General features: G+C 69.8%; 18 protein-coding genes. 16 read left to right on the forward strand and 2 right to left on the reverse strand.

The features are described 5' to 3' along the window. The first annotated feature begins 122 nt into the window (after window positions 1-122). Entirely contained in the window at window positions 123-1,415 is a 1,293-nt protein-coding gene (locus tag CW348_RS15575; protein ID WP_181140036.1) for a phosphoribosyltransferase family protein, read from the forward strand. Between the two features lie 157 nt (window positions 1,416-1,572). Here CW348_RS15575 and CW348_RS15580 read toward each other — a convergent pair whose 3' ends face one another. After that, on the reverse strand, window positions 1,573-1,872 hold the full coding sequence (locus tag CW348_RS15580) for a WhiB family transcriptional regulator (RefSeq protein WP_011292307.1): 300 nt from the start codon (window positions 1,870-1,872) through the stop codon (window positions 1,573-1,575). A 603-nt stretch (window positions 1,873-2,475) separates the two neighbouring features. Between CW348_RS15580 and CW348_RS15585 the strand changes: the two genes are divergently transcribed. From CW348_RS15585 to CW348_RS15605, 5 genes are all read left to right on the forward strand, one after another. After that, window positions 2,476-2,883: a YccF domain-containing protein gene (locus tag CW348_RS15585; RefSeq protein ID WP_011292306.1), complete on the forward strand. Its 408-nt coding sequence runs from the start codon at window positions 2,476-2,478 to the stop codon at window positions 2,881-2,883. Window positions 2,884-3,034: 151 nt separating this feature from the next. Further along, window positions 3,035-4,291, forward strand: a complete 1,257-nt coding sequence (locus CW348_RS15590) for an AI-2E family transporter (RefSeq protein ID WP_234351658.1) — start codon at window positions 3,035-3,037, stop codon at window positions 4,289-4,291. A gap of 165 nt (window positions 4,292-4,456) precedes the next feature. After that, complete coding sequence (locus tag CW348_RS15595; protein ID WP_011292304.1) at window positions 4,457-6,055, forward strand: ABC-F family ATP-binding cassette domain-containing protein; 1,599 nt, start codon at window positions 4,457-4,459, stop codon at window positions 6,053-6,055. 153 nt (window positions 6,056-6,208) lie between these two features. Further along, entirely contained in the window at window positions 6,209-6,421 is a 213-nt protein-coding gene (locus CW348_RS15600) for a helix-turn-helix domain-containing protein (protein WP_061783715.1), read from the forward strand. Window positions 6,422-6,509: 88 nt separating this feature from the next. Continuing rightward, complete coding sequence (locus CW348_RS15605; protein WP_011292302.1) at window positions 6,510-7,337, forward strand: enoyl-CoA hydratase/isomerase family protein; 828 nt, start codon at window positions 6,510-6,512, stop codon at window positions 7,335-7,337. 157 nt (window positions 7,338-7,494) lie between these two features. Here the strand turns inward: CW348_RS15605 and CW348_RS15610 are convergent, their stop codons facing one another. Next, entirely contained in the window at window positions 7,495-7,839 is a 345-nt protein-coding gene (locus CW348_RS15610) for an HGxxPAAW family protein (protein ID WP_011292301.1), read from the reverse strand. A gap of 155 nt (window positions 7,840-7,994) precedes the next feature. Between CW348_RS15610 and CW348_RS15615 the strand changes: the two genes are divergently transcribed. The 10 genes from CW348_RS15615 to CW348_RS15660 all read left to right on the forward strand — a co-directional run. Next, window positions 7,995-9,008 (forward strand): NADP-dependent oxidoreductase, encoded by a 1,014-nt coding sequence (locus tag CW348_RS15615; protein ID WP_011292300.1) that lies wholly within the window; start codon window positions 7,995-7,997, stop codon window positions 9,006-9,008. A gap of 286 nt (window positions 9,009-9,294) precedes the next feature. Beyond that, complete coding sequence (locus CW348_RS15620; RefSeq protein ID WP_011292299.1) at window positions 9,295-10,368, forward strand: permease; 1,074 nt, start codon at window positions 9,295-9,297, stop codon at window positions 10,366-10,368. Then, window positions 10,365-11,099 carry a TIGR03943 family putative permease subunit gene (locus CW348_RS15625; protein WP_016188870.1) on the forward strand — a complete coding sequence of 245 codons (735 nt, stop codon included), beginning with the start codon at window positions 10,365-10,367 and terminating at the stop codon, window positions 11,097-11,099. The genes CW348_RS15620 and CW348_RS15625 overlap by 4 nt, the downstream gene beginning before the upstream one ends. Window positions 11,100-11,548: 449 nt before the next feature. Further along, on the forward strand, window positions 11,549-12,331 hold the full coding sequence (locus CW348_RS15630; RefSeq protein WP_011292297.1) for a 2,3-dihydro-2,3-dihydroxybenzoate dehydrogenase: 783 nt from the start codon (window positions 11,549-11,551) through the stop codon (window positions 12,329-12,331). Between the two features lie 75 nt (window positions 12,332-12,406). Further along, window positions 12,407-13,588: an isochorismate synthase gene (locus tag CW348_RS15635; RefSeq protein WP_011292296.1), complete on the forward strand. Its 1,182-nt coding sequence runs from the start codon at window positions 12,407-12,409 to the stop codon at window positions 13,586-13,588. Between the two features lie 20 nt (window positions 13,589-13,608). Next, a complete protein-coding gene (locus CW348_RS15640; RefSeq protein ID WP_011292295.1) occupies window positions 13,609-15,240 on the forward strand; it encodes a (2,3-dihydroxybenzoyl)adenylate synthase in 1,632 nt (543 codons plus the stop codon). Next, entirely contained in the window at window positions 15,237-15,902 is a 666-nt protein-coding gene (locus CW348_RS15645) for an isochorismatase family protein (RefSeq protein ID WP_011292294.1), read from the forward strand. The genes CW348_RS15640 and CW348_RS15645 overlap by 4 nt, the downstream gene beginning before the upstream one ends. A 3-nt stretch (window positions 15,903-15,905) precedes the next feature. Beyond that, window positions 15,906-17,222, forward strand: a complete 1,317-nt coding sequence (locus tag CW348_RS15650) for a lysine N(6)-hydroxylase/L-ornithine N(5)-oxygenase family protein (protein ID WP_011292293.1) — start codon at window positions 15,906-15,908, stop codon at window positions 17,220-17,222. 30 nt (window positions 17,223-17,252) lie between these two features. Then, window positions 17,253-17,507, forward strand: a complete 255-nt coding sequence (locus CW348_RS15655) for a phosphopantetheine-binding protein (RefSeq protein ID WP_011292292.1) — start codon at window positions 17,253-17,255, stop codon at window positions 17,505-17,507. 30 nt (window positions 17,508-17,537) lie between these two features. After that, a partial coding sequence (locus CW348_RS15660; RefSeq protein ID WP_287464180.1) for a non-ribosomal peptide synthetase occupies window positions 17,538-23,571 on the forward strand: 6,034 nt, incomplete at its 3' end.

The raw sequence follows: 23,571 nt of genomic DNA on the forward strand, positions 1-23,571 counted from the left end.
GCAAGTCAACGGTTCTTTACCTTTTGACCAGGCAAAACAACAGGAGTAGCAGGGTTGGTCGACGGCATGGAACGGGTAGGGCAGTATCACCCTGCTTACCTGAGAAGTCTGCGGTGGTCACCGTGAGTCCACTACCCGTATCCCTGCCTTTCCCCGATCGGACCGTCGCCGGACACTGGCTGGCGGAGCGCGTACGCGACGTCACCGGAGCCACCCCCGTCGTCATCGCCCTGCCGAGAGGCGGGGTGACGGTGGGCGCCGAGGTCGCCCGCGTCCTGCACGCCCCGCTCGATGTGGCCGTGGTCAACCGGATCAGCCTGCCGGACCGGCCCGACGTGGACCTAGGCGCGGTCGACGAAGACGGACACGTCTGCTACGACGACACTGCCCTGGCCCGGCTGCGGATCCCCCGCAACCGGCTCTCCGACGTCGTCGCGGAAGCCCGGGACAAGATCACCCACAGCCGCGAAATGTACCGGGGGGCCCGGACACTGCCGCGGCTGACCGACCGGGACGTCATCGTCGTCGACGACGGCGCCACCACCGGCAGCACCGCCCGCGCAGCGCTGCGTATGGTGCGCCGACACCGTCCCGCGCGGCTGGTGCTCGCCCTGCCCGTCGCCTCGACCGAGGCGGTGGAACGCCTCCAGGAGGAGGCCGACCGCGTCGTCGCGCTCGCCGTCCCCGAGACCTTCCACTCGCTGGACCGGTGGTACCGGGATTTCTCCGAAGTCGACGAGGGACAGGTCGCTGCCCTGCTCGCCGAGCACCGCGACCTGGGAGAGAGCGGGGATTCCCGGTATCCGGCGCGCTTTTCGGCGGGCGGGGTCGAACTCGAAGGGGAGCTCATCGTCCCCTCGGTGGTGCGCGGCACCGTGGTCATGGCCTCGGGGCACGGCCGGCTCGCCCCGCACAACCAGGCGATCGGGACGGTGCTGCGCGCCGCGGGGTATGCGACTCTGCTGCTCGACCTGCTCACTCCCACGGAAGCGAGCCCGGAAGCCGACGAGTTGGCCCCGGCAGTGCTGGGGGAGCGCCTGGCGGCCGGGGTGCGCTGGATCCGCCGCACCCCTGTGGTGGCCAGTGCGCCGATCGCGCTGCTCGGCGCCGGGCAGGCCGCGCCGGGAGCGTTGGATGCGGCTGCCCGGCTCCCCGGAGAGGTGGGGGCGGTCGTCACCCACGGGAGCCGCGTCGACCTGGCCGGCGAAGCCCTCACCCAGGTGCGCGCGCCCACCCTGGTCCTCGTGCAGGGATCCGACTCTTTTGTTCGGGAGCTCGCCGAGTGGACGCTGGGCCGGATGACCGGGCCGACCGCGGTCGAGATCGTGGCGGGAGCCGAACAGCTGCTGCACCAGCCGGAAGAGTGGCGCAGGGTTGGGGTGCGCGCTGCCGAGTGGTTCGATCGGATTCTGTGATGAAAATCGCGAAAAATGGGAATAAAGATGGGTAAGAAACACACCGTGGCGCCCTCGACGTGCTTGTCGGGGCGCCACGGTGAATGACCCTGATGGTCGGGCGATCAATCAGTGTGGGAGAATCGGTGAGAAATTACTCCCGGCCGGGGCGGCAGAATCAGGCTGCGTTAGCGCGACGCATCCGGCGCCGACGCTCGGACGCGCGCTCGTCCTCGTTGAGTCCACCCCAGGTTCCGTACTTCTCGGGACGCGAGATCGCGTAGTCGAGACATTCCGTACGGACAGGGCAGTGAGCGCAGATCTCCTTGGCCTTGCGCTCACGAATCTCCCGTTCCGGCTGACGCTCGCCGTCGGGACCGAAGAAGAGCACAAGGTCCTCGCCCCGGCACGCGGCGGCATCCTGCCACCCCCAGCTCGGGCGGGGGCGCAGCGTGGCCTGCCGACGTACCTGAGACATGGTTGAACCACCTCTACATAAAATCGCAGTAAGCTGTGTGCAAGCTGATGAACAAATTGGATAAAGCCGCGTAAGCGACCCGGCACAGCAATAACGCTGAGCTCTGCTCTGGTGTTCCCGTGAGGTTGAGAGCACGTAGGCGCAGATTTGCCGAACCGGCGGGTGCTCACGCACGAGGCTGCGGAGGCGGTGGGAACGCTCTCCCCGCGAACCGGTACGTAATCATGCCATCCCCGCTCCCGATTCCGCACGGGGGTAGGGAAATTACTCGCTCAACCGTTATCGAAATCGGATCTTTCCGGATACGGCGCTCTGACGCACCGGAAGCAGATCCGACATCGCCGGGAAGACGTCACGGTCCGGGCCGGAGCCCAGACAAAACCATCGTATGGGGACAGTCGTTCCCGTTCCAGGGAACGGTTCTGATAACCAGGTCACAATTTCGGACTGGCTTCCAGCGCTGAGGGTAGTGCCCGGAACCGAGGAGGCTCGGGAACATGCAGGTCACCGCAGTCCGGAACCAGGACGGGCCTCTCGTCGTCATACCGGGCAGGCACGGCCGCGAGACGAGAGCGGCGAAACGGACAGGAGAAAGTGGGGCCAGTGACTCTGCTGCGGTTCATCCTCAACGTCATCTGGTTGTTCGTTGCGGGCTTCTGGCTGGCCGTGGGCTACGCCCTCGCCGGTGTGCTCTGCTGCCTGCTCATCGTGACCATCCCCTTCGGGGTGGCGTCCTTCCGGATGGCCAGCTACGCGCTCTGGCCGTTCGGCCGGACCCTGGTCCGCAAACCGGGAGCGGGCACCGGGAGCACGATCGGCAATATCATCTGGATCATTGTGGCCGGGTGGTGGCTGGCCCTGGAGCACATCGCCACAGCGATCGGGCTGGCTGTCACGATCATCGGTATCCCCATGGCCTGGGCTTCTCTCAAACTGATCCCGGTGGCGCTGGCGCCGTTCGGCAACGAGATCGTGCCCGTAGGAACACAGCGCAGCACCTGGGGCATCTGACACCTTGCTTTAACAAGCGGACAGTCCGGGCCGCAGAGTGCCACTATTGACGGGGACGGAGGACCCGGAAGCACGACCATCGGGAAGAGGGAGACGCAGAGTGCGCTGGAACTGGCCCACCACATGGACGCTGCGGAAGGCCGCCAGGAGCGTGCGATTGCCCGAGCGGGAGGTCCGCGTGGTGGTGGAAGAGGCGCCTCCCGTTCCCGAAGTCGAAGACGACCTGCTGCGCAAGGCCAGCGACGTGGCCTGGCGGCTGCTCATCATCGGCGTCGTGATCGCGCTCATCCTCTGGGGCGCCATCTACATCCGGGTGGTGACCATCCCCGTCATTCTCGCGGTCTTTGTCACCGCGCTGCTCATGCCACCCACCCAGTGGCTCCGGGACCGCGGACTGGGACGAGGGCTGTCCACGACCATCAGCGTGCTGGGCGCGGTCATCATCTTCGGAGGCGTCGTCACCCTCATCGTGCTTCCCGCGATCTCCGGGTTCGACGCCATCGTGGCCAGCATCAACGAGTCGGTGGTCACCCTGCAGCAGATCGCCGCCTCGTTCGGGATGGACGACCAGCTCATCAACGAGTGGATCGCCAGCGCCCAGCAGTGGATCCAGCGCAACAGCAGCCAGTTGATCAGCGGCGCCTGGGCGGGTGCGGTCGCGGTAGGCGAAGTGCTGGTCGGGATCATCCTCGTCATTGTGCTCACCATCTACTTCGTCCACTCCGGGGACGAGTTGATGCGGTGGGTGCGTTCGCTCTTCCCGTCCGCCACCCGCCGCGCCCTGCGGGACGCCGGGGAACTGACCTACGACGTCATCGGACGCTACGTGCGCGGGGTCGCTCTCGTCGGCCTCATCGACGCGATCGGTATCGGCGCGGTCCTGCTCTTCGTGTTCTGGGATGACCTCTCCCTCGTGATGCCGCTGGTCATCCTCACCTTCATCGGCGCGTTCCTCCCGGTGATCGGCGCGTTCCTGGCTGGGCTGGTCTCCGTGCTCGTGGCCTTGGTCGTCGAAGGACTGTGGATGGCGGTGGTGGTGCTGGCCGGAACCATTGCCGTGCAGCAACTGGAGAGCCACATCATCGCGCCTCGGATCTACGGGCGCTCCCTGGAACTGCCGTCGGCCGTGGTCCTGCTCTCGATTTCCGTAGGGTCGATCATCGGCGGGATCACCGGGGCGTTCCTCGCCACACCGGTGGTCGCCGTCCTGGCCGTGCTGCTGCGCAACCGGCCATTCACGGTGGAGGCCTCTGCCCAGGAACAGGAAACAGCGGAGACACCGCAGCGCCCCGGAGCAGGGGAGGAGCGGTCCGCTGCTGGCGCGCGGCCCTCGGCCCGGGACAGCGCTGCAGAGCGGAGCGGAGAGCACGCAGACAAAGCCCACCGCACCGCAGAGAAGGGGGAATAATCGGCCCGGTGCCGCTGTCGAAATGAGACGACCAGCGATTCCGCGCTGTAGTGACGGCGGCTGCCGGACGGTTTTTCCTGCGTGAACGGCTCCTTTTCCCAAGGGCCGCCTGCTATCCGACCCACTGCTGTCGACGCCGGATGTGAAGAAAGCTTTTCACGACCCATGATCATCGCCTCTGACCTTGAGCTCCGGGTGGGCGCACGCCTGCTGCTGGCGCCTGCGTCTTTCCAGGTGGGGCCGGGTGATCGCATTGGTCTCGTCGGCCGCAACGGCGCGGGCAAGACCACCTTGACCAAAGTGCTGGCGGGGGAGGCGATTCCGGCCGCGGGAAAGGTCACCCGAACCGGCACGGTCGGCTATTTGCCGCAGGATCCGCGGACCGGTGACCTGGACGTAGTGGCGCGCGACCGTATTCTCTCGGCCCGCGGAATCGACGAGGTGCTGCGTCAGTTGCGCGTCGCGGAACAGAAAATGGCCAGCGAGGTCCCCAAGATTCGGGACCAGGGGGTGCGCGCCTACGCGCGGCTCGAGGAGCGCCTGCACGTGCTCGGCGGGTACGCGGCGGAAGCCGAAGCGGCGTCGATCGCTTCCAGCCTGGGCTTGGAACAGCGGATCCTCACCCAGCCGCTGCGCACCCTCTCTGGCGGGCAGCGGCGCCGCGTGGAACTGGCCCGCATCCTGTTCAGCGGGGCGGATACGCTGCTGCTGGACGAGCCCACCAACCACCTCGACGGCGACTCCATCGCCTGGCTGCGCGACTTCCTCAAGTCCTACCAGGGCGGACTCGTGGTCATCAGCCACGACGTGGACCTGATCGAGCACGTCGTCAACAAGGTGTTCTACCTGGATGCCAGCCGCAGCACTCTCGACATCTACAACATGGGCTGGCGGGCCTACCTGGAACAGCGGGAGGCCGACGAGCGGCGCCGCAAGCGGGAGCGCGCCAACGCGGAGAAGCAGGCGGCGGCGCTGCAGCGGCAGGCCGAACGGTTCCGGGCGAAAGCCAGCCGGGCCCGCGCCGCCCAGCAGATGCTCCACCGGGCGGAGCGGCTGCTCGAGTCGGTCGAGGAGGAACGGGGGCCGGACCGGGTCGCTAAGCTCCGCCTTCCGGATCCCGCGCCATGCGGGCGCACCCCGCTCGCCGCGGAAGGACTGTCGAAGTCGTACGGTTCACTGGAAGTGTTCTCCGGGGTGGACCTGGCAGTGGACCGCGGCAGCCGAGTGGTGGTCCTCGGGCTGAACGGTGCGGGCAAGACGACGCTGCTGCGCCTGCTGGCAGGGATCGAGCAGCCCGACACCGGCCGGGTGATCCGCGGGCACGGTCTACGGCTCGGCTACTACGCCCAGGAGCATGAAGAGCTCGACCTCGACCGCACGGTGCTGGAGAACATGGTGAGCGCGGCCCCGGACCTGCCCGAGGTGGAGGTCCGCCGTGTGCTGGGGTCCTTCCTGTTCAGCGGGGACGACGTGTACAAGCCCGTGCGGGTGCTCTCCGGCGGGGAGAAGACGCGGCTGGCCCTGGCCACGCTCGTGGTGTCCAGCGCCAACGTGCTGCTGCTGGACGAGCCGACCAACAACTTGGATCCGGCGAGCCGGGACGAGGTCCTCAACGCGCTCCGCACCTACCGGGGAGCGATCGTCTTGGTGACTCACGACGAGGGCGCGGTGGAGGCCCTCCAACCGGAACGGGTGGTCTTCCTGCCCGACGGGGTGGAGGACTTCTGGGACGCGGAGTTCACCGATCTCGTGGCGCTGGCTTGAGTCATTTTGGACGTAGTTTCGCCATAACCGAAACACGGTCGCCGGAGGAAGTATGTGGTTTTTCGGTCTCAATGGGTAGCCCACTGAAGCCGCCATGTCTGATCATGGCAGCAAGCGACTTCGTTGCCGTACCGAGAGCATCGGGAGGTACTTGTGTCCGAGACGTTGCGCAAGGGCACCCGGGTGACCGGAGAGGAGCGGTCAGATCTGGCCTCTGACCTGAAACGGCGCTACGACAACGGGGAGAGCATCCGCGCGCTGGCTGCGGCAACCGGCCGCTCCTATGGCTTTGTGCACCGGCTGCTGCTCGAAGCGGGAGCGACACTGCGGGGCAGGGGAGGCGCGACCAGACGCAACCGGGGGTGACCCTAGGGTGGGCAACCCGTGAACTGCTATGTTACTCGTTGGTAGGAATCGGGTGGGCTCGCGATCCCTTGGGTGAAAGGCGTGTGCGATGGCGCAGACGAAGGCCCCCACAGCGGAAGAACTCGCTGCGGCTGGACTCACACTGACGATCGACGGAGAGGTCGCACGGATCACGCTGTCGAGGCCTCACCGGCGCAACGCCATGACTGGCCGGATGTGGACAGAGCTGGCCCGTATCGGCCACACCCTTCCCCAGGCTGTCCGAATTGTCGTCATCACGGGAGAGGGTCCGACCTTTTCCTCAGGGATCGACCTGGACATGTTCCAAGCCGGGAAAGTCGACGGCGAGCCGACCCCGTTCACCCTGTTGGCCCGTGATCCGAACAGCACCGCGGCCCTGGACCAGGTGATCGCCTCCTACCAGGAGGGATTCCTCTGGCTGCGACGCGCCGACATTGTCTCCATCGCCGCGGTGCGCGGACACGCCATCGGCGCGGGATTCCAGCTTGCACTCTCCTGCGACATCCGCATCCTGTCCGACACCGCCCAGTTGTGCATGAAAGAGCCGGCGCTGGGCCTCGTGCCGGACCTCACCGGGACCCAACCCTTGGTGGAGCTGGTCGGGGTCAACCGCGCCATTGAACTATGCCTGACCGCCCGCACGATCGATGCCGCAGAGGCGGCGCAGCTTCGGCTGGCAGAGCGCGTGGTCGCCGACGCGGAGCTCGACGCGGCAGTCGACGCACTCGTGGCGCAGCTCCTCGCTGTACCTGCCGCGGCGGCGCGGGCCACCAAAGAACTGCTGCTCCAAGCGGGACGCAACGACCTGGCCACGCAGGCCCGGGTCGAACGCACCGCCCAGCTTGCGCGGCTTGCCGAGCTGGCCAAGGCATCCGCGGCGCCGCGCCGTCCCTGAACCCGCCGGCGCGCCCGCCCTGCGGGCTGGACCAGGCAGCGGACCGCTGGGCAGCGCTGCCCTGAGCCGCACCGTGGGCGGCCCCGCCGCACGGACGCCACGCTGCGGTGCTCATGCCCTATGCAGTTGTCTGCCGGCGGACGGAACCGGTCGTGCGTCAGGAGGCCCGGTGGTGCTCCTCCTCCGCGCCGAGCGGGTGTTCTCCGTGCTCGAGGCTGTCGTCCAGGTACTTCTCGGGTTCTTCAGCCACCCCGGTGTCTTTGAAGATGTCGATGGCGTAGGCGATGATCCCGCCGATTGCGAAGATCACCGCGCCGCCGATCACCACGGCCCATTGGGGCGGGCCCAGGGTCAGGCCGACCCCGCCGACCAGGAAGCCGAGGATCATCAAGGTCACAGCAATCCAGGAACTGGGCCGTCCCCAGTGCGAGTATCGTTTCTCCGATGCGCTGATGTCGGCGGTATCGCCGGCGTGCCGTTGACGGTCCATAGGGCTCATCATGCGGGCACCTCCTGGCAGGCACGCTGCCCGGCGCGGCGGTTCCCAAACACCGGGTAACGGGACACCCCACCCCCGCACCGCGCCATACCGGTGGGTATGGGAAGGTCGTTCTGGGACATGGGGAGGGACAGTCCCACAAGCAGCCAAGGAGAGCTATGCCGACAACCGCACGCGAGTTCCACCTGATCGCCCGGCCGCAGGGCGAGCCCGCGGTGACCGACTTCGCGCTCGTCACCCGCACCCTTCCTGATCCCGGTCCCGGGGAGCTGCTGGTCCGCAACCTGGTGCTCTCTGTCGACCCCTACATGCGGGGGAAGATGTCCGGGGTACGGACCTACACCGACCCTTACGAGCTCAACGCCCCCATGGAAGGCGGCGCCGTGGGCGTGGTCGAAGCCAGCACCGATCCGGCGGTGCCGACGGGGACACTGGTGGTGCACAACGCGGGCTGGCGGTCGCACGCCCTGCTGCCCGCCTCCCGAGTCCGTCCCCTCCCCGCCGACAGTCCGGTGGACCCCAGCGTCTACCTGGGAGCGCTGGGGATGCCCGGTCTGACCGCCTATGTGGGCCTGCGGCACAAAGCCGGGATACGGGAAGGCGACACCGTGTTCGTCTCCGGCGCGGCCGGTGCCGTGGGCAGCATGGTCGGCCAGCTCGCCGCGCTGTACGGGGCTCGGCGGGTGATCGGCAGCGCCGGTTCCCCGGAGAAGGTCGCCTACCTGCGCGACGAACTGGGCTTCGACGCGGCTTTCGACTACCGGGCCGCCCCGGTGCGCGAACAACTGGCCGACGCTGCTCCGGACGGCATCGACGTGTACTTCGACAATGTGGGCGGCGACCACTTGGAGGCGGCAATCGCCTGCGCCAACGACTTCGCGCGGTTTGCGATCTGCGGGGCGATCTCGGGTTACAACGCGACCAGCGCGCCGCGAGCGCCGCGCAACCTGTTCCAGATCGTCACCAAGCGGCTGACCCTGCGCGGCTTCATCGTGAGCGACGAACCCCACCTCGCTGAGGAGTTCCAGCGCGAGGTCGCCCCCGCCGTCGCCGACGGACGGATCAAAGTCCGCGAGACGGTCGTGGAAGGCCTGGAGCGCACGCCGGAGGCGTTCATCTCGATGCTGCGCGGCGGCAACATCGGCAAGATGGTGGTCCGCGTCGCGGAGTAGCCCTGCGCTGGGAGACCGCGAACCGGCCTGCGTGCGGGGCGTGTCGCCGCGCCGCAGGCCGGGTATAGGGCGAACACGTCCCAGGCCTCCCCGAGGTGTGCGGGCGAGGGGCGCGGCCGTCCCGCTGCGGACTGGGGAGGCAGAGAACACTGCCCGCGGGGTTTCGGGCGTGGCGAATTCCATGGGGTGTTTCCCGCCGAGTTTTCCAAAACCCCAGAGAAGCCGGCGCACTCAGGGGTAGCATGACCCGCAGTGGTGATCTTCCTACATTCAGTGAGGACTCCGCGTGTCGGAACAACCCTCCCGCACCCCCGCCTCCACTCCTTCCCTCGGCGCATCCCTGATCCGCGACTGGGACGAGCCTGCTGACGGCCAGGAGCTCCCGCCACCGGAGTGGGGACGCCCGCCACGGTCCCGCACTACCGCCACGGTCTGGTGGTTTGTGCTGTTCATCGCGGTGCTGCTTGCGGGACAGGCGCTGCTGGCCGGACGGTTGACCCACGAGGCATTCCTGGCGTGGGCCACGGTCTTCACCGCCATCAGCCTGCAGGCACTGCCGTTCCTCGTGTTCGGGGTGGCGCTGTCTGCCGCCATCACCGCGCTGGTCCCGCCACAGGTGTGGCAGCGGATCGTTCCGCGCCGGGCGGCGCTCGCGGTCCCCGCGGCCGGGCTCTCCGGTGCGGTGCTCCCCGGGTGCGAATGCGCGTCGGTGCCGGTCGCTGGCGGGCTGATCCGGCGCGGGGTGCCCCCGGCGGCTGCGCTCACCTTCCTGCTCGCCGCGCCCGCCATCAACCCGGTCGTGATCGTGGCGACCATGGTCGCCTTCCCCGGGCAGCCGGAGATGGCTGTGGCGCGTTTTCTCGCTTCCTTGGGGGCCGCGGTCGCGGTGGGCTGGCTGTGGGCCGCATTCGGCAGGTCCGACTGGCTGCGGCTGCCCCGCACCGGGGGAGGGAGAACCACGGGGTGGCGGGCGTTTGCCGACACGATGCGGCACGACCTGATGCACGCCGGAGGGTTCCTCGTCTTGGGGGGACTGGTTGCCTCGGGGGTGAACGTGCTGGTGCCGCGGGAGTGGCTGGCGGCTGTCGCCGACACTCCGGTGCTTTCCGTGCTGGCGCTGGCGCTGCTGGCCGTGGTGCTGTCGATCTGCTCGGAAGCCGACGCGTTCGTCGTGGTGAGCTTCACCGAGTTCTCTGCTACCGCCAAACTCGCTTTCCTCGTGGTTGGGCCGATGGTGGACCTGAAGCTCATCGCCTTGCAGGCCGGGGCGTTCGGCTGGGCGTTCGTACGCCGCTTCGTCCCCCTCACCCTGGCAGCGACCCTGCTGGGCACGGTGCTGGTGGGAGGACTGCTGCTGTGAACCGCCTGGCGCAGGGCATGGTGATGGTGCTGCTGGGAGCGGCTGCGCTGAGTGTGACTGTGGCCTCCCAGGACTACCTCAACTACGTGCGCGGCGAGTTCCGGCCGTTCCTGATCGCCGCCGGGGCAGTGCTGGTGCTGCTCGGCCTGGTGGCGGTGGTCGCGGAACTGCGATCGCCGGAGGATGAGGCGGAACCGGGGCATGATCCCGCCCACGGCCACGACCACGGGCGGGCTCCGGTGGTGGCGTGGCTGCTGTTGCTGCCGGTCGTGGTGATCTTCGTGGTGGCGCCGCCCGCGCTGGGGGCCTACACGGCGGCGGCAGCCGACCCCGCAGCAGCGGTGGAACGCGCCCTGCCGGATGACGTCCCCGCAGACACCCCTGATGCGGACGGGCCGGTGGAGATGTCGCTGCGCGAATTCGTGGTGCGGGCCTGGACCGACGAAGAGCGCAGCATGGCCGGACGGGAGATCCGGCTTACCGGGTTCGCGGTGCCCAACCCGGACGGGGAGGGCTGGTACCTGGCCCGGCTCCAGATCGCCTGTTGCGCCGCCGACGCCATCGTGAACCGGGTGCTGATCGTCAACCAGGAGGAGCCGCCCGCGGATTCGTGGTGGACCGTAACCGGCCGGTGGGTGGAACCGGAGGGTGACATTCGCCGGGTGCGCGACCACCGGTTCGAGGTGACAGAGATGGTCCCCGTCGACCATCCTCCCGACCCCTACGAGTAGCGTGCTGCCGCGGCCGGGGACCCCGGGCCGCCCATGTGTGCTGCGCCGCTTTCCGGGAGAGGGCGTGCCGGGAGCGGGAACGAGGCGCGAGCGGCGGTCCCGGTATGAAGGGGCAGCGGCAGCCCGCTCCTCGTCTCGTCACTGTGAGTATGTTTCGAGTTTCCCTGAGTGGCGGTTGCTGCTGTGGTCAGCAGATGCGCGGGGCGGGGGCGGTGCTCGCCTCGGGAGGGATGTCGCTCCGAGTCGGGGCAGGAAGTGCTGACTGCGAATTATGCAATGCCTTAGTGGTGTGATTACTCGAACACTTCTTGTTCGCAAATTTGCGCATTTTGTGCACAAATGTCGGAATTGTGCGGGTTGACTTCCGCGGCTCTCTGCATTGAGACTGTCGGCGGTAGTTAGGCAAGGTTTGCCTTAGTTGGTTTCTTGCGGAGCTGTGTGGGGGAGACGTGTCCCATAAGGGGATCGCAGGATCGGTCGCCGTCGTCACCGGTGCAGGAGGCGGGATCGGACGCGCTGTCGCCACGGCTCTCGCCGCGCAGGGCGCCGCGGTCGCCGCAGTCGACGTCAACCCCGAAAGCACTGCCCAGACCGTCACCGGCCTGGCGCAGGCCGGGCAGCGCGGAAAAGGCTACGCGCGCGACGTCACCGACACCGCGGGAGTGGAGCGCCTCTTCGACGAGATCGAACACGACCTGGGCCCCGTCGACATCCTGGTCAACGCCGCCGGCATCCTGCGCACCGGACCCGTCGTCGACTGCCCCGACCACGACTGGCACGACCTGATCGCGGTCAACGCCACCGGGGTGTTCACCGTCTCCCGCGCCGCGGCACGGCAGATGGTGCCCCGCCGCCGCGGCTGCATCATCACTGTGGCATCCAACGCGGCCGGCGTCCCCCGCGCCGCCATGGCCGCCTACGCCGCATCCAAAGCCGCCGCAGTCGCCTTCACCAAGTCGCTCGGCCTAGAACTCGCACCGCACGGCATCCGCTGCAACGTGGTGTCCCCCGGCACCACTGACACCCCCATGCTGTGGGCGATGCGCCCGGAAGGCTACACCGAAGCCGACGCCGTCGCTGGAGACCCCGACCTGTACCGGATCGGCATCCCCCTGGGGCGCATCGCCCGCCCCGAGGACATCGCCGACGCCGTGTGCTTCCTCGCCTCCCCCGCAGCACGGCACATCACCCTGCACGACCTGTATGTCGACGGCGGCGCCTCCCTGCGCTGACCGTCGCCCTGCCCCACAGTGAACCGCGGGCCCGCGCGGCCCGTTCCCCCAGCGTGCCCGAAAGAAAGGCCAACGATGCCCCGACAGTGCGTCGCCACCCCGGCCGCGACCGTCACTGAACTCCTGGACGCCTACCGTCCCCGGGACTTCTTCTTCACCTCCCCTTCCGGGTCGCTGCTCGGGCAAGGCGTCCTGACCACCGTGACCGGGGTCGACGACCTGTCCGATGCACTGCACGCCACCGCCGCCGAGCCGGGACGGCACGCCGTCGCGGTCGGAGCGCTCCCCTTCAACCGGACCGCACCCGCTCGCCTCGTCATCCCCGCAACCGTGCAGCGCGGCCCCGCGATCATGCCCGGCACCGGCGCCACCCGCGCGCGGCGCCCCCGGAACGGCACCTGGACCGCCACCCCCGTTCCCGACCCCGCCGCACACACCGCCGCGGTCAAACGCGCCGTCGCCCTCCTGGCCAGCCCAGACAGCACCCGGCTGCGCAAAGTTGTCCTGGCCCGCTGCCTCCGCCTGACCAGCAGCCACGACGTGGACGTCGCCGCGGTACTCGCCAACCTCGCGCAAGCCAACCCCGGCGGGTTCACCTTCGCCGCCGACCTGCCTGCCCCCGACAGCCGTCCGCGCACCCTCGTCGGGGCCAGCCCGGAACTGCTCGTCGCCAAACACGGCCGCGCCGTGGTGTCCCGCCCGCTCGCGGGCTCCCGCCCCCGCGACACCGACCCGACCCGGGACCGGGAACGCGGCGCTGCCCTGCTCGCCTCCGCCAAAGACCGCGCCGAACACGCCGTCGTCGTGGAAGCCGTCGTCGAAGCGCTCCGCCCCTACTGCCGCTCCCTGGATGTCCCCGACGAACCCCAGCCGGTCACCACTCCCACCATGTGGCACCTGGCCACCCAGGTCACCGGCGAACTGCGCGACCCGCGCACCCCCGTCCACGTGCTGGCCCAGGCCCTCCACCCCACCCCCGCGGTCTGCGGCTATCCCACCGACCAGGCCTATGCGGCCATCGCCGAACTCGAACCGTTCGACCGCGGCTTCTACACCGGGGCTGTCGGCTACACCGACGCCGCCGGCGACGGCGAATGGGTGGTGACCATCCGCTGCGCCGACATCCACGGCGCCACCGCCGAACTGTTTGCGGGCGGCGGCATCATGCCCGACTCCGACCCCGAGGCCGAACTCGCGGAAACCACCGCCAAATTCCGCACCCTGCTGCTCGCCCTCGGAGCCGACCAGCTCCGGTAACCCCCATGGAAAGGACCCTGATGCTCGACGGCTGCACCCCCTGGCCCGCGGAGTTCGCCGTCCGCTACCGCGAGGCGGGGTACTGGACCGGGGAGACTTTCAGCGACTTCGTCACCGACCGCACCCGCCGTTTCGCCGACCGCCTCGCCGTGGTCGGCGCGGGCCAGCGCTGGACCTATGCCGAACTGGGGGAGCGCTCCGCGGTCCTCGCCACCGGGCTGGCCCGGCTCGGCATTGCCGCGGGCGACCGCGTCGTCGTCCAACTCCCCAACATCCCAGAACTGTTCGAAGTGGTCTTCGCGCTGTTCCGGCTCGGCGCGCTGCCGGTGTACGCGCTCCCCGCCCACCGGGCCCACGAAATCACCCACCTGTGCACCACGGCCCAGGCGAAAGCACTCATCATCCCTGACCGGCACGCCGGTTTCGACTACCGGACCATGGCCGCGCAGCTGCGCCACGCCGGCACTGCCCCCGAACACGTGGTGGTCGTCGGGGAGCCGGGCGGCTTCACCCCGCTGGCCGAGCTCCGTGCCGACCGGCCCGACCCCGGCGTCTTCACTCGGCCCGAGGCGAGCGACGCGGCCTTCCTCCAACTCTCCGGCGGCACCACCGGGCTGCCCAAGCTCATCCCCCGGACCCACGACGACTACCTGTACTCGGTGCGGGCCAGCGCGGAGATCTGCGCCCTCGGCACCGACACCGTCTACCTTGCGGCGCTGCCCGCCGTGCACAACTTCCCGATGAGCTCCCCCGGCTTCCTCGGCACCTTTCACGCTGGAGGCACCGTCGTGCTCGCCCCCAACCCTTCCCCTGACACCGCGTTCTCCCTCATCGAAACCGAGCGGGTCACGATCACCGCGGTCGTCCCCCCGATCGCGCTGCAGTGGCTGGACGCGGTGGAGCACGGCTCCCAGAGCCACCGGGACCTCTCTTCGCTGCGCGTCCTGCAAGTCGGCGGCGCCAAGTTCGCCCCGGAAGCGGCCCGCCGGGTCCGCCCCGTCCTCGGCTGCACCCTCCAGCAGGTGTTCGGCATGGCCGAAGGGCTGGTCAACTACACCCGGCTCGACGACCCCGACGACATCATCACCACCACCCAGGGGCGGCCGATCAGCCCGGACGACGAGATCCGCATCGTCGACGAGGCCGACCGGCCGGTGCCCGACGGCGAAGTCGGCCACCTGCTCACCCGCGGCCCCTACACCATCCGCGGCTACTACCGGGCCGAGGAGCACAACGCCACCGCGTTCACCCCCGACGGCTTCTACCGCACCGGGGACCTGGTGCGCCGCACCCCCACCGGCCACCTCGTCGTCGAAGGCCGCGCCAAAGACCAGATCAACCGGGGCGGCGAGAAGGTCTCCGCGGAAGAAGTGGAGAACCACATCCTGGCCCACCCTGCCGTCCACGACGCGGCCGTGGTCGGCATGAGCGACCCCTACCTGGGGGAACGCGTCTGCGCCTACGTCATCGCGCGCACCGAACCACCCAGCCGGAGCGAACTGCTGCGCTTCCTCCGCGAACGGGGCCTGGCCTCCTACAAGATCCCCGACCGGGTCGAATTCGTGGACCGCTTCCCCGTCACCGGCGTCGGAAAGATCTCCCGCAGCGAACTCCGCCGGGAACTCGCACGTAGATTGGACACCACCCGATGAGCCTGCCAGCCATCACCCCCTATCCGCTGCCCACCGTGGACCAGTTGCCCGCCAACCGGGCAGAGTGGCAGATCACCCCTGCCCGTGCGGTGCTCCTCGTCCACGACATGCAGCGCTACTTCCTGCGCCCCTACGCAGAGAGCGCGGATCCGCTGCGGGGCGTGCTCACCAACATCTCCACCCTGGCCGACACCTGCCGGACCCTCGGAATCCCTGTGATCTACACCGTAAAACCCGGTGGTATGGACCCGGCACAACGCGGCCTGGAACTCCACTTCTGGGGGCGCGGCATGAGCGCTACCGACGAACACACGGCCATCGACACCCGGATCGCCCCCCGACCCACCGACCTGGTGGTCGTCAAAGCACGCTACAGCGCATTCGTCGGCACCGACCTGGCAGCCCGCCTCGCCGACCTCAACCGGGACCAGATCATCGTCACCGGCGTCTACGCCCACATCGGGTGCCTGCTCACCGCTGCCGACGCGTTCATGCGCGACATCCAACCGTTCCTCGTCGCCGACGCGACCGCGGACTTCAGCGCCGAGGAGCACCGGTTCGCCCTGACCTACGCGGCCACCCGCTGCGCAATGGTGACCAGCACAGCAGATGCGCTCGCCGCGCTGCGTTCCGCCCGCGTCGACGTGGAAACCGGAGGCTGACCCATGACACCGTCCCTCGACCACGAGGTGTCCGACACCTCCGAACGCCCCGTCCACGACCTGGTCGGCGTCGGCTTCGGCCCCTCCAACCTGGGCCTGGCCATTGCGCTGCGAGAGCGCCGCGCCGCAGGCGGAAAAGCCCCCACCGGGCTGTTCCTGGAACGCCAAGAACGCTTCAGCTGGCACCAGGGGATGCTGCTGGACGACGCCACCATGCAGATCTCCTTCCTCAAAGACCTGGTCACCCCCCGCAACCCGGCCAGCGACTTTAGCTTCCTGTCCTTCCTCCACCGGATGGGACGGCTGCACGACTTCATCAACCACAAGACGCTCTTCCCGCTGCGCGCCGAATTCCACGACTACCTGGTGTGGTGCGCCCAGCGGGTCAGCGACCAGGTGCGCTACGGACAGCACGTGGTGGCGCTGCGCCCCGTCACCCGGCACGGGAAAGTCGTCTACCTCGACGTCGTCGCCCGCGACACTGCCGGCCGGGAAACCGTGGAACGCGCCCGCAACGTCGTCCTCGCCCCCGGCCTGCGCCCCAGCATGCCCGAGGGGGTGCACCCCTCAGACCGGGTCTGGCACAGCGAACACCTGTTACACCGCCTCGCTGACCTGCCCGCAGCCCCGGTGCACGGTTTCGCGGTGGTGGGGGCAGGACAGAGCGCTGCCGAAGTCGTCGGCCACCTCCACCAGCGGTTCGCCGACCTCCCCGTCCACGCGGTGTTCTCCCGCTACGGCTACAGCCCGTCCGACGACACCCCGTTCGCCAACCGCATCTTCGACCCCGAGGCAGTCGATGCCTACTACGACGCACCCCAAGAGTTCAAAGACGAACTCATGCACTACCACCGCAACACGAACTACTCCGCGGTGGACCCGGACCTCATCGCTGAACTGTACCGGCGCTTCTACGCCGAACGCGTCCGCGGAAAACCGCGGCTGCAGATCCACAACATGACGCGAGTCGTCGCGCTTACCGAGACCGACGACCGGGTCGACCTCACCCTGGAAGACCAGGTCAGCGGAAAACAGACCGTGCTCACCGTCGACCACGTGGTCTACGCGACCGGCTACCAGCCGGTGGACATCCGGCCGCTGCTCGGCGACCTCGGCCACCACTGCGTGTTCGACGCCGCCGGTCGGCCTTCTCTGCAGCGCGACTACCGGATCGTCACCGACGACACCGTCACCTGCGGCCTGTACCTGCAGGGCGGCACCGAGCACACGCACGGGATCTCCTCGGTGCTGCTGTCCAACGTCGCCACCCGCGCCGCCGAGATCATCGACTCCATCGAAGCGCGCCGCGCCACGTCCTAACCACTGCAAACCCCCGCAACGGAGACAACCATGACCAACGACGACACGGTACGTCACTCTGTGATCACCGAAGAGCGGATGCGCGCCGACATCGCCCGGCTGCTCGGCGAACCCGCCGACTCCATCGACCCCCACGAAAACCTGCTGGACCGGGGACTGGACTCCATCAGGTTGATGAGCCTCCTCGAAACCTGGCGGAAAGACGGCATCTCCGCCGACTTCGCCGACCTCGCGGAAGAACCCACCATCGCGGCCTGGCTGGTGCTCCTCACCCAGCAGCCCTAACCCCGCCCCGTGTCTAAGGAGCAGTAACTGATGTCGGACACCTCCACCACTCGGCTGCCTCTCACCGACGCACAGGCCGGAGTCTGGTACGCCCAGCAGATCGTGCCGGACAGCCCCGTGTTCAACGTCGGCCAATACACCGACATCCCCGCCGACCTCGACGTCGACCGGTTCATCCGTGCCGTGGAGAGCGTCGTCCGGGACAGCGAAACGCTGCGGTCCCGCCCGGTGGCCCGGGGCGACACCGCCGTGCAGGAGATCCGTGCCGACGGTGCGGGAGTGGTGGAGGTCCACGACCTCACCGCGGAAGCCGACCCGCGGCACGCCGCCGCCGCGTGGATGCGCCGCGACATGGCGCACCCGGTCCGGTTCGACACGGACGAGCCGCTCGTCCGCTACGCCCTCCTGCGGGTAGGGGAACGCCGCTGGTACTGGTACCAGCGCTACCACCACATCCTCGTCGACGCCTACGCGGTCACCCTGCTCGCCCGGCGGGTCGCCGACGTCTACACCGCCCTGGGACGCGGCCAGGAACCGCCGCCGTCCCGGTTCGGCAGCCTCGCCGACATCGTCGCCGACGAAACCGCCTACGCCGCCTCCGAACAGTGCGCGGCCGACCGCGCCTACTGGACCGGACTGCTCGGCGACGGCTACCCCACAGCCCTGCTGTCCTCCCGCCCGCAGGCGCCCTACGCCGGGGTGCTGCGGGCACGGGCCGACGTGGCCGCCGACGTTCTCACCGGGCTCACCGAACTGGGGGAGCGCACCGGGGCCACCTGGGCGGACACCGTGATCGCCAGCTCTGCCGCCTACCTGTCCCGGATGACCGGGCACCGCGACGTAGTCCTCGGCATCCCGGTCATGGGGCGGCTCGGCCGGGCCGCGCTGCGCACCCCCGCCATGGTGGTCAACGTGCTGCCGCTGCGGGTGCACGTCCGCCCCGGGGACACGGTGGAACAGGTTGTCGCCGCCACCGCGGCCGCGCTCCGCGACCTGCGCGCCCACCAGCGCTACCGCGCTGAATGGCTGCGCCGCGACCTCGCCCTGGTCGGCACGGACCGCCCGCTGTTCGGCCCTGAGATCAACATCAAACTGTTCGACTACGACCTGTCCTTCGACGGGGTTTCCGCTACCACGGTGACCCTGTCCGAGGGGCCCGTCGACGATCTGGCTCTCTCGGTCTACCGCGCCCCGCACGGCGGCCTCACCCTGGAAGCCAACGCCAACGACCGCCGCTACGATCCCGCAGACGTCCAAGCTCGACTCGCCGAGATCGTCCGCCTGCTCGACGCGGCCGCTGCGGCCCCGGCCCACACTCCTGTGGCACGCCTCGACTACACCGGCGCCACCGCGGCCGGGCCCGCTGCACCACCGGTCGACGAGCACCCCCCGCTCATCCCCAGCCTGCTCGACCAGCTCGCTGCAGACGACCCGGACGCTGTCGCCGTGGTTGCCGACGGCCGCAGTGTGACCCGGGCCGAGTTCCTCGACCGCGTCGACCGGCTGGCCCGGCTCCTGCGCGCACACGGGGTCGGCCCGGAGCGGATCGTGGCGCTCGCCCTGCCCCGCACCCTGGACGTGCTCGTCGCCTTGTTCGCGGTGCTGCGCGCCGGCGGCGCCTACGTGTACCTGGACCCGGCCCACCCCGTGGAGCGGCTCGCCGCCATCGTCGCCGACACCCGTCCAGTGGTGGCGGTGACCGCACCGGACTTCGGCGCGCCCTTCCCGGACTTCGGGGACGCGCACCGCATCGACCTCGCCGACCCCCAGGTGCGCACCCGCCTCGCGGAAACCCCCACGACCAGCGAACCGCTGCCCCTGCCGCACCCCGACAACGCGGCCTACCTCATCTACACCTCCGGAACCACGGGGAAGCCTAAGGGCGTCGTCGTCCCTCACCGGGCCCTCGCCAACCTGGTCGCCGCCCACCGCCACGTCCTGTTCGACGGTACGGCCGCGCAGCGCCTGCGGGTCGGCCACACCGGGTCGTTCGGTTTCGACGCGTCCTGGGACCAGTTGCTCGGCCTGCTCTACGGCCACGAACTCCACCTGCTCGGCGACGACTACATCTACGACTACGCCCGCCTCGGCGCCTACATCTCCGCCCACCGCATCGACTACCTCGACTTCACCCCCACCTACCTGCGCGGCCTGCTCGACTCCGGGCAGGTGCGGCACCTGCCGCACCTCCTCAGCTTCGGTGGGGAAGCCTGCCCCGAGGACCTGTGGCGCCGCCTGCGCTCCCTCCCCGCCACCCGCGCCGTCAACTGCTACGGGCCCACCGAGAACACGGTGGACGCGCTCGTGGCGTCCGTGGCAGACAGCGACACCCCTACCGTGGGCCGACCCGTCCCCGGCGTGGCCGTCCGCATCCTCGACGACGCGCTGCAGCCGGTGCCGGTCGGGGTGGCCGGCGAACTCTACCTGGCCGGCGTCCAGGTCGCGCGAGGCTACCTGGGCCGCCCCGACCAGACCGCGGACCGGTTCGTTGCCGATCCGTACGGTCCGCCCGGCAGCCGCATGTACCGCACCGGGGACCGGGTGCGGCAGCGCGCTGACGGCCAGCTCGAATACCTCGGCCGCGTCGACACCCAGCTCCAGGTCCGCGGATTCCGCGTCGAAGTAGAGGAAATCGAAGCAGTCGCGGAAACCCATCCCGCGGTGGCCCGCTGCGCGGTCGCCGCCCACACCGCTGCCTCCGGATCGGTGCGGCTCAGCGCCCACGTGGTGCTCCACCAGGGGGTCACCCTCACCCCCGACCAGCTCCGCGCCCACCTCGCCGAACACCTGCCCGACGCTATGGTGCCCGCGGCGGTCGTGTTCACCAGCGACCTTCCGGTGACCCCCAACGGGAAACTGGACCGGGCCGCCCTGCCCGACCCGGGAGTGGAGAGCGCCGGCAGCCACGATGCGCCCGCCACCCCCCGGCAGCAGACCTTGGCGGACATCTTCGCCTACGTCCTCGGCGTGCCGACCGTGGGAGTCCACGACGACTTCTTCCGGCTCGGCGGGGACAGCATCACCGCGATCCAACTGGTCAACCGGGCCCGGGCCGCCGGACTGGCGCTGCGGGTGCGCGACGTCTTCGACCGGCCCACCGTGGCCCGGCTCGCCGCGGCCGCCACCCCCCTCACCGGGCATTCTGCCGCTGAGCCGGACGACGATCCTGTCGGCGACCTGCAGCCCACCCCTCTCATGGCTGACCTGCTCGACCAGGGCGTGCCCCCCGCGCGGTTCGCCCAGTCGCAGGTCCTGTGCACCCCGCCCGGCCTCAGCGAAGAGGTCCTCGCCGCCGCCCTGGGCGACCTCGTCCGCCACCACGACGCGCTGCGGCTGCACGCCACCGGCACCGCCCTGCAGGTCGCCCCGCCTGACACGGTCCCCTCCGGTCTGCTGCGCCGGGTGGATGCCGCCGAGTGGACCGACACCGACCTGGCCGCAGCAGTGGCCCGGGAGAACGCGCGCGCCGCTGACCGAATCGACCTGGCCCAAGGCCGCACCCTGGCCGCGGTCTGGTTCGACCGGGGTGCGCACCGCACCGGGCGGCTGCTGCTGCGCATCCACCATTTCGTGGTCGACGGGGTCTCCTGGCGGATCCTCGGCCCCGACCTGCGTGCCGCTGTGACAGCCCGAGCCCAAGGACACCCCCCGGCCCTCGCCCCGGCCGGAACCTCGCTGCGCCGTTGGACCCGCCTGCTCGCCGCGGAAGCGCGCCGCGCCGCACGCGTCGCGGAACTCGACTACTGGCAGCGGACCGTCGACCCCGCCACCCACCAGCCGCTCGGCATGAGACCCCTCAACGCAGGCGACACGGTAGCTACGCGCCGCAGCATGGAGTGGACTGTCGACCCCGACCTGTCGGCCGCTGTGCTCACCGACACCGGTCCCGCCCTGGGCATGGGCGTTGACGAACTGCTGCTCACCGCCCTGGCCGTGGCTGCCGCCCGGCTGCGGGCACGGCACGGCCACGCCGACAGCGGCGTGCTCGTCGACGTCGAAGGACACGGACGCTACGAGCTGGCCGAACCCGCCGACACCACCCGCACCGTCGGCTGGTTCACCAGCGCCCACCCGGTCCGGTTGGCGCTCACCCGCGACCAGGCCGCCGACGTCGGAGCGGCCCTCGCCCGCGTCAAGGAGACCCTGCGCGCCGTACCCGGCGACGGCCTCGGCTACGGCCTGCTGCGCCGCCTCAACCCCGAGACCGCGCCTGCTCTCGCGCATGCGGCCCGCTCCGACATCCTCTTCAACTACCTGGGCCGGTTCGGCGCCTCCCACGACGAGCCCTGGCAGACCGCCCCAGAGGTGGCGGACCTGCTGCTCGACGAAGACCCCGACCAGCCGCTCACCTGCGGTTTGGAAGTCGGTATCGCCGCCCGCGACACTGCCCGCGGCCCCCAGCTGGCGGTCACCTGGCGGTGGGCCGAAGGCGTCCACGACACCGCCGACGTGGCTTTCCTCGCCGAAGAGTTCACCGCGGCGCTGCGCAGCCTCACCACCTACGCCGCCACCCCCGGCGTGTGCACCCTCACCCCCTCCGACGTGCCGCTCGTCGCCGTCGACCAGGAGCGCATCACCCGGATCGCCCGCGACTGGGCGGAGCACGCCGACGTCGCCAACCCGCGGATCGTCGACCTGTGGCCGCCCACACCGCTCCAAGCCGGGCTAGTCTTCCACAGCCTCTACAGCGGCGGCCGCGACGCCTACACCACCCAGTCGTGCACGGACATTACCGGGCTGTTGGACGCGGACCGGCTTCGGGATGCCGCTGCTGCCCTCCTCGACCGGCACCCGTCGCTGCGCGTCGGCTTCTGGAGCGACGGCACCGACACTGTCCAGTTCGTCCCCGCTGAGGTGGCGCTCCGCTGGCGCATCGTCGACCTGTCCGGACAGGACGCGGCAGCCCAGGAGGCCTGCTGCGCGCAACTACGCGCCGAAGAACGGGACACCCCTTTCGACCTCGCCCGTCCGCCCCTGATCCGCTTCGTCCTCATCCGCCTGGCCCCGGACCACCACCGGCTCGTGGTCACCGACCACCACACCCTGCTCGACGGCTGGTCCACCCCGCTCTTCCTGCGGGAGCTGTTCACCCTGTACGCCAACCCCACCAGCCCGCCGCCCACGGCCACCTTCCGCGACTACCTGGTGTGGCTGGCCGACCGGGACCTGGCAGCCGCGGACCGCGCCTGGCGGGCGGAACTCGCCGACCTGCCCGGACCGTCCCTGCTCGCCCCCGACGCCGACCCCTACGGCGGTGACGGAGCCCAGCAGGAACTCTTCGCTGAACTCAGTGAGGAGGAGACCGCCCGACTCACCGAGACCGCCCGTTCCCTCGGCGTGACCGTCGGAGTCCTCGTCCAAACAGCATGGGGCCTGCTGCTGGCCGGGCTCACCGGGCGCGACGACGTCGTCTTCGGGGTCACCGTCTCCGGGCGGCCCGCCGAACTCGACGGGGTCGACGACATCCTCGGCCTGTTCATCAACACCATCGCGGTACGGCTCCGCGCCCACCCGGCCCGGAGCATCGCCGACCTCCTCATCGACCTGCAGCGTCGACAGGCCGCGCTCGCCGAACATCACCATGTCGGCCTCACCCGGCTGCAGGAGCTCACCGGTACCGCACCGCTCTTCGACACCCTCCTCGTCTTCGAGAACTTCCCGTACCGGGACGCGGTGGCCGACGAAGAATACGCGGGCGTGCGGCTGCGCGACGTCGACGTCACCGACACCACCCACTATCCGGTCTCCGTCAACGTGTTTCCCGGACCGCGCCTGCAACTGCGGTTGTGCCACCGCCCCGACGCGGTCGACTCCGCGCAGGCCCACGCGCTCCTGGACCGCTTCCGCGACCTCCTCACCCGCATCGCCACGGATCCGGGGGCCCGCGTCGGCACCGTGGGCGTAGCCGCGGAGGCAGAACAGTCCCGCATGCTCGGGGAGTGGAATGCGACGGGGCGGCCGGTGACGGCGGTGCGTCCGGATCGGGCGGTGGCTGAGTGGGCGCGGCGTGTGCCGGGGGCGGTGGCGGTGCGCTGTGGTGGGGCCGTGTGGTCGTATGCCCGGT

Origin of the sequence: Thermobifida sp., assembly GCF_017577275.1 — a bacterium.
GTDB classification, from domain to species: domain Bacteria; phylum Actinomycetota; class Actinomycetes; order Streptosporangiales; family Streptosporangiaceae; genus Thermobifida; species Thermobifida fusca.

What these genes read in the sequence shown, in the direction of transcription:
- CW348_RS15615 (WP_011292300.1), top strand. Translation starts at nt 7,995, where the DNA reads ATGCCGACAACCGCACGCGAGTTCCACCTGATCGCCCGGCCGCAGGGC.
- CW348_RS15595 (WP_011292304.1), top strand. Translation starts at nt 4,457, where the DNA reads ATGATCATCGCCTCTGACCTTGAGCTCCGGGTGGGCGCACGCCTGCTG.
- CW348_RS15650 (WP_011292293.1), top strand. Translation starts at nt 15,906, where the DNA reads ATGACACCGTCCCTCGACCACGAGGTGTCCGACACCTCCGAACGCCCC.
- CW348_RS15640 (WP_011292295.1), top strand. Translation starts at nt 13,609, where the DNA reads ATGCTCGACGGCTGCACCCCCTGGCCCGCGGAGTTCGCCGTCCGCTAC.
- CW348_RS15610 (WP_011292301.1), bottom strand. Translation starts at nt 7,839, where the DNA reads ATGATGAGCCCTATGGACCGTCAACGGCACGCCGGCGATACCGCCGAC.
- CW348_RS15580 (WP_011292307.1), bottom strand. Translation starts at nt 1,872, where the DNA reads ATGTCTCAGGTACGTCGGCAGGCCACGCTGCGCCCCCGCCCGAGCTGG.
- CW348_RS15655 (WP_011292292.1), top strand. Translation starts at nt 17,253, where the DNA reads ATGACCAACGACGACACGGTACGTCACTCTGTGATCACCGAAGAGCGG.
- CW348_RS15635 (WP_011292296.1), top strand. Translation starts at nt 12,407, where the DNA reads ATGCCCCGACAGTGCGTCGCCACCCCGGCCGCGACCGTCACTGAACTC.
- CW348_RS15645 (WP_011292294.1), top strand. Translation starts at nt 15,237, where the DNA reads ATGAGCCTGCCAGCCATCACCCCCTATCCGCTGCCCACCGTGGACCAG.
- CW348_RS15605 (WP_011292302.1), top strand. Translation starts at nt 6,510, where the DNA reads ATGGCGCAGACGAAGGCCCCCACAGCGGAAGAACTCGCTGCGGCTGGA.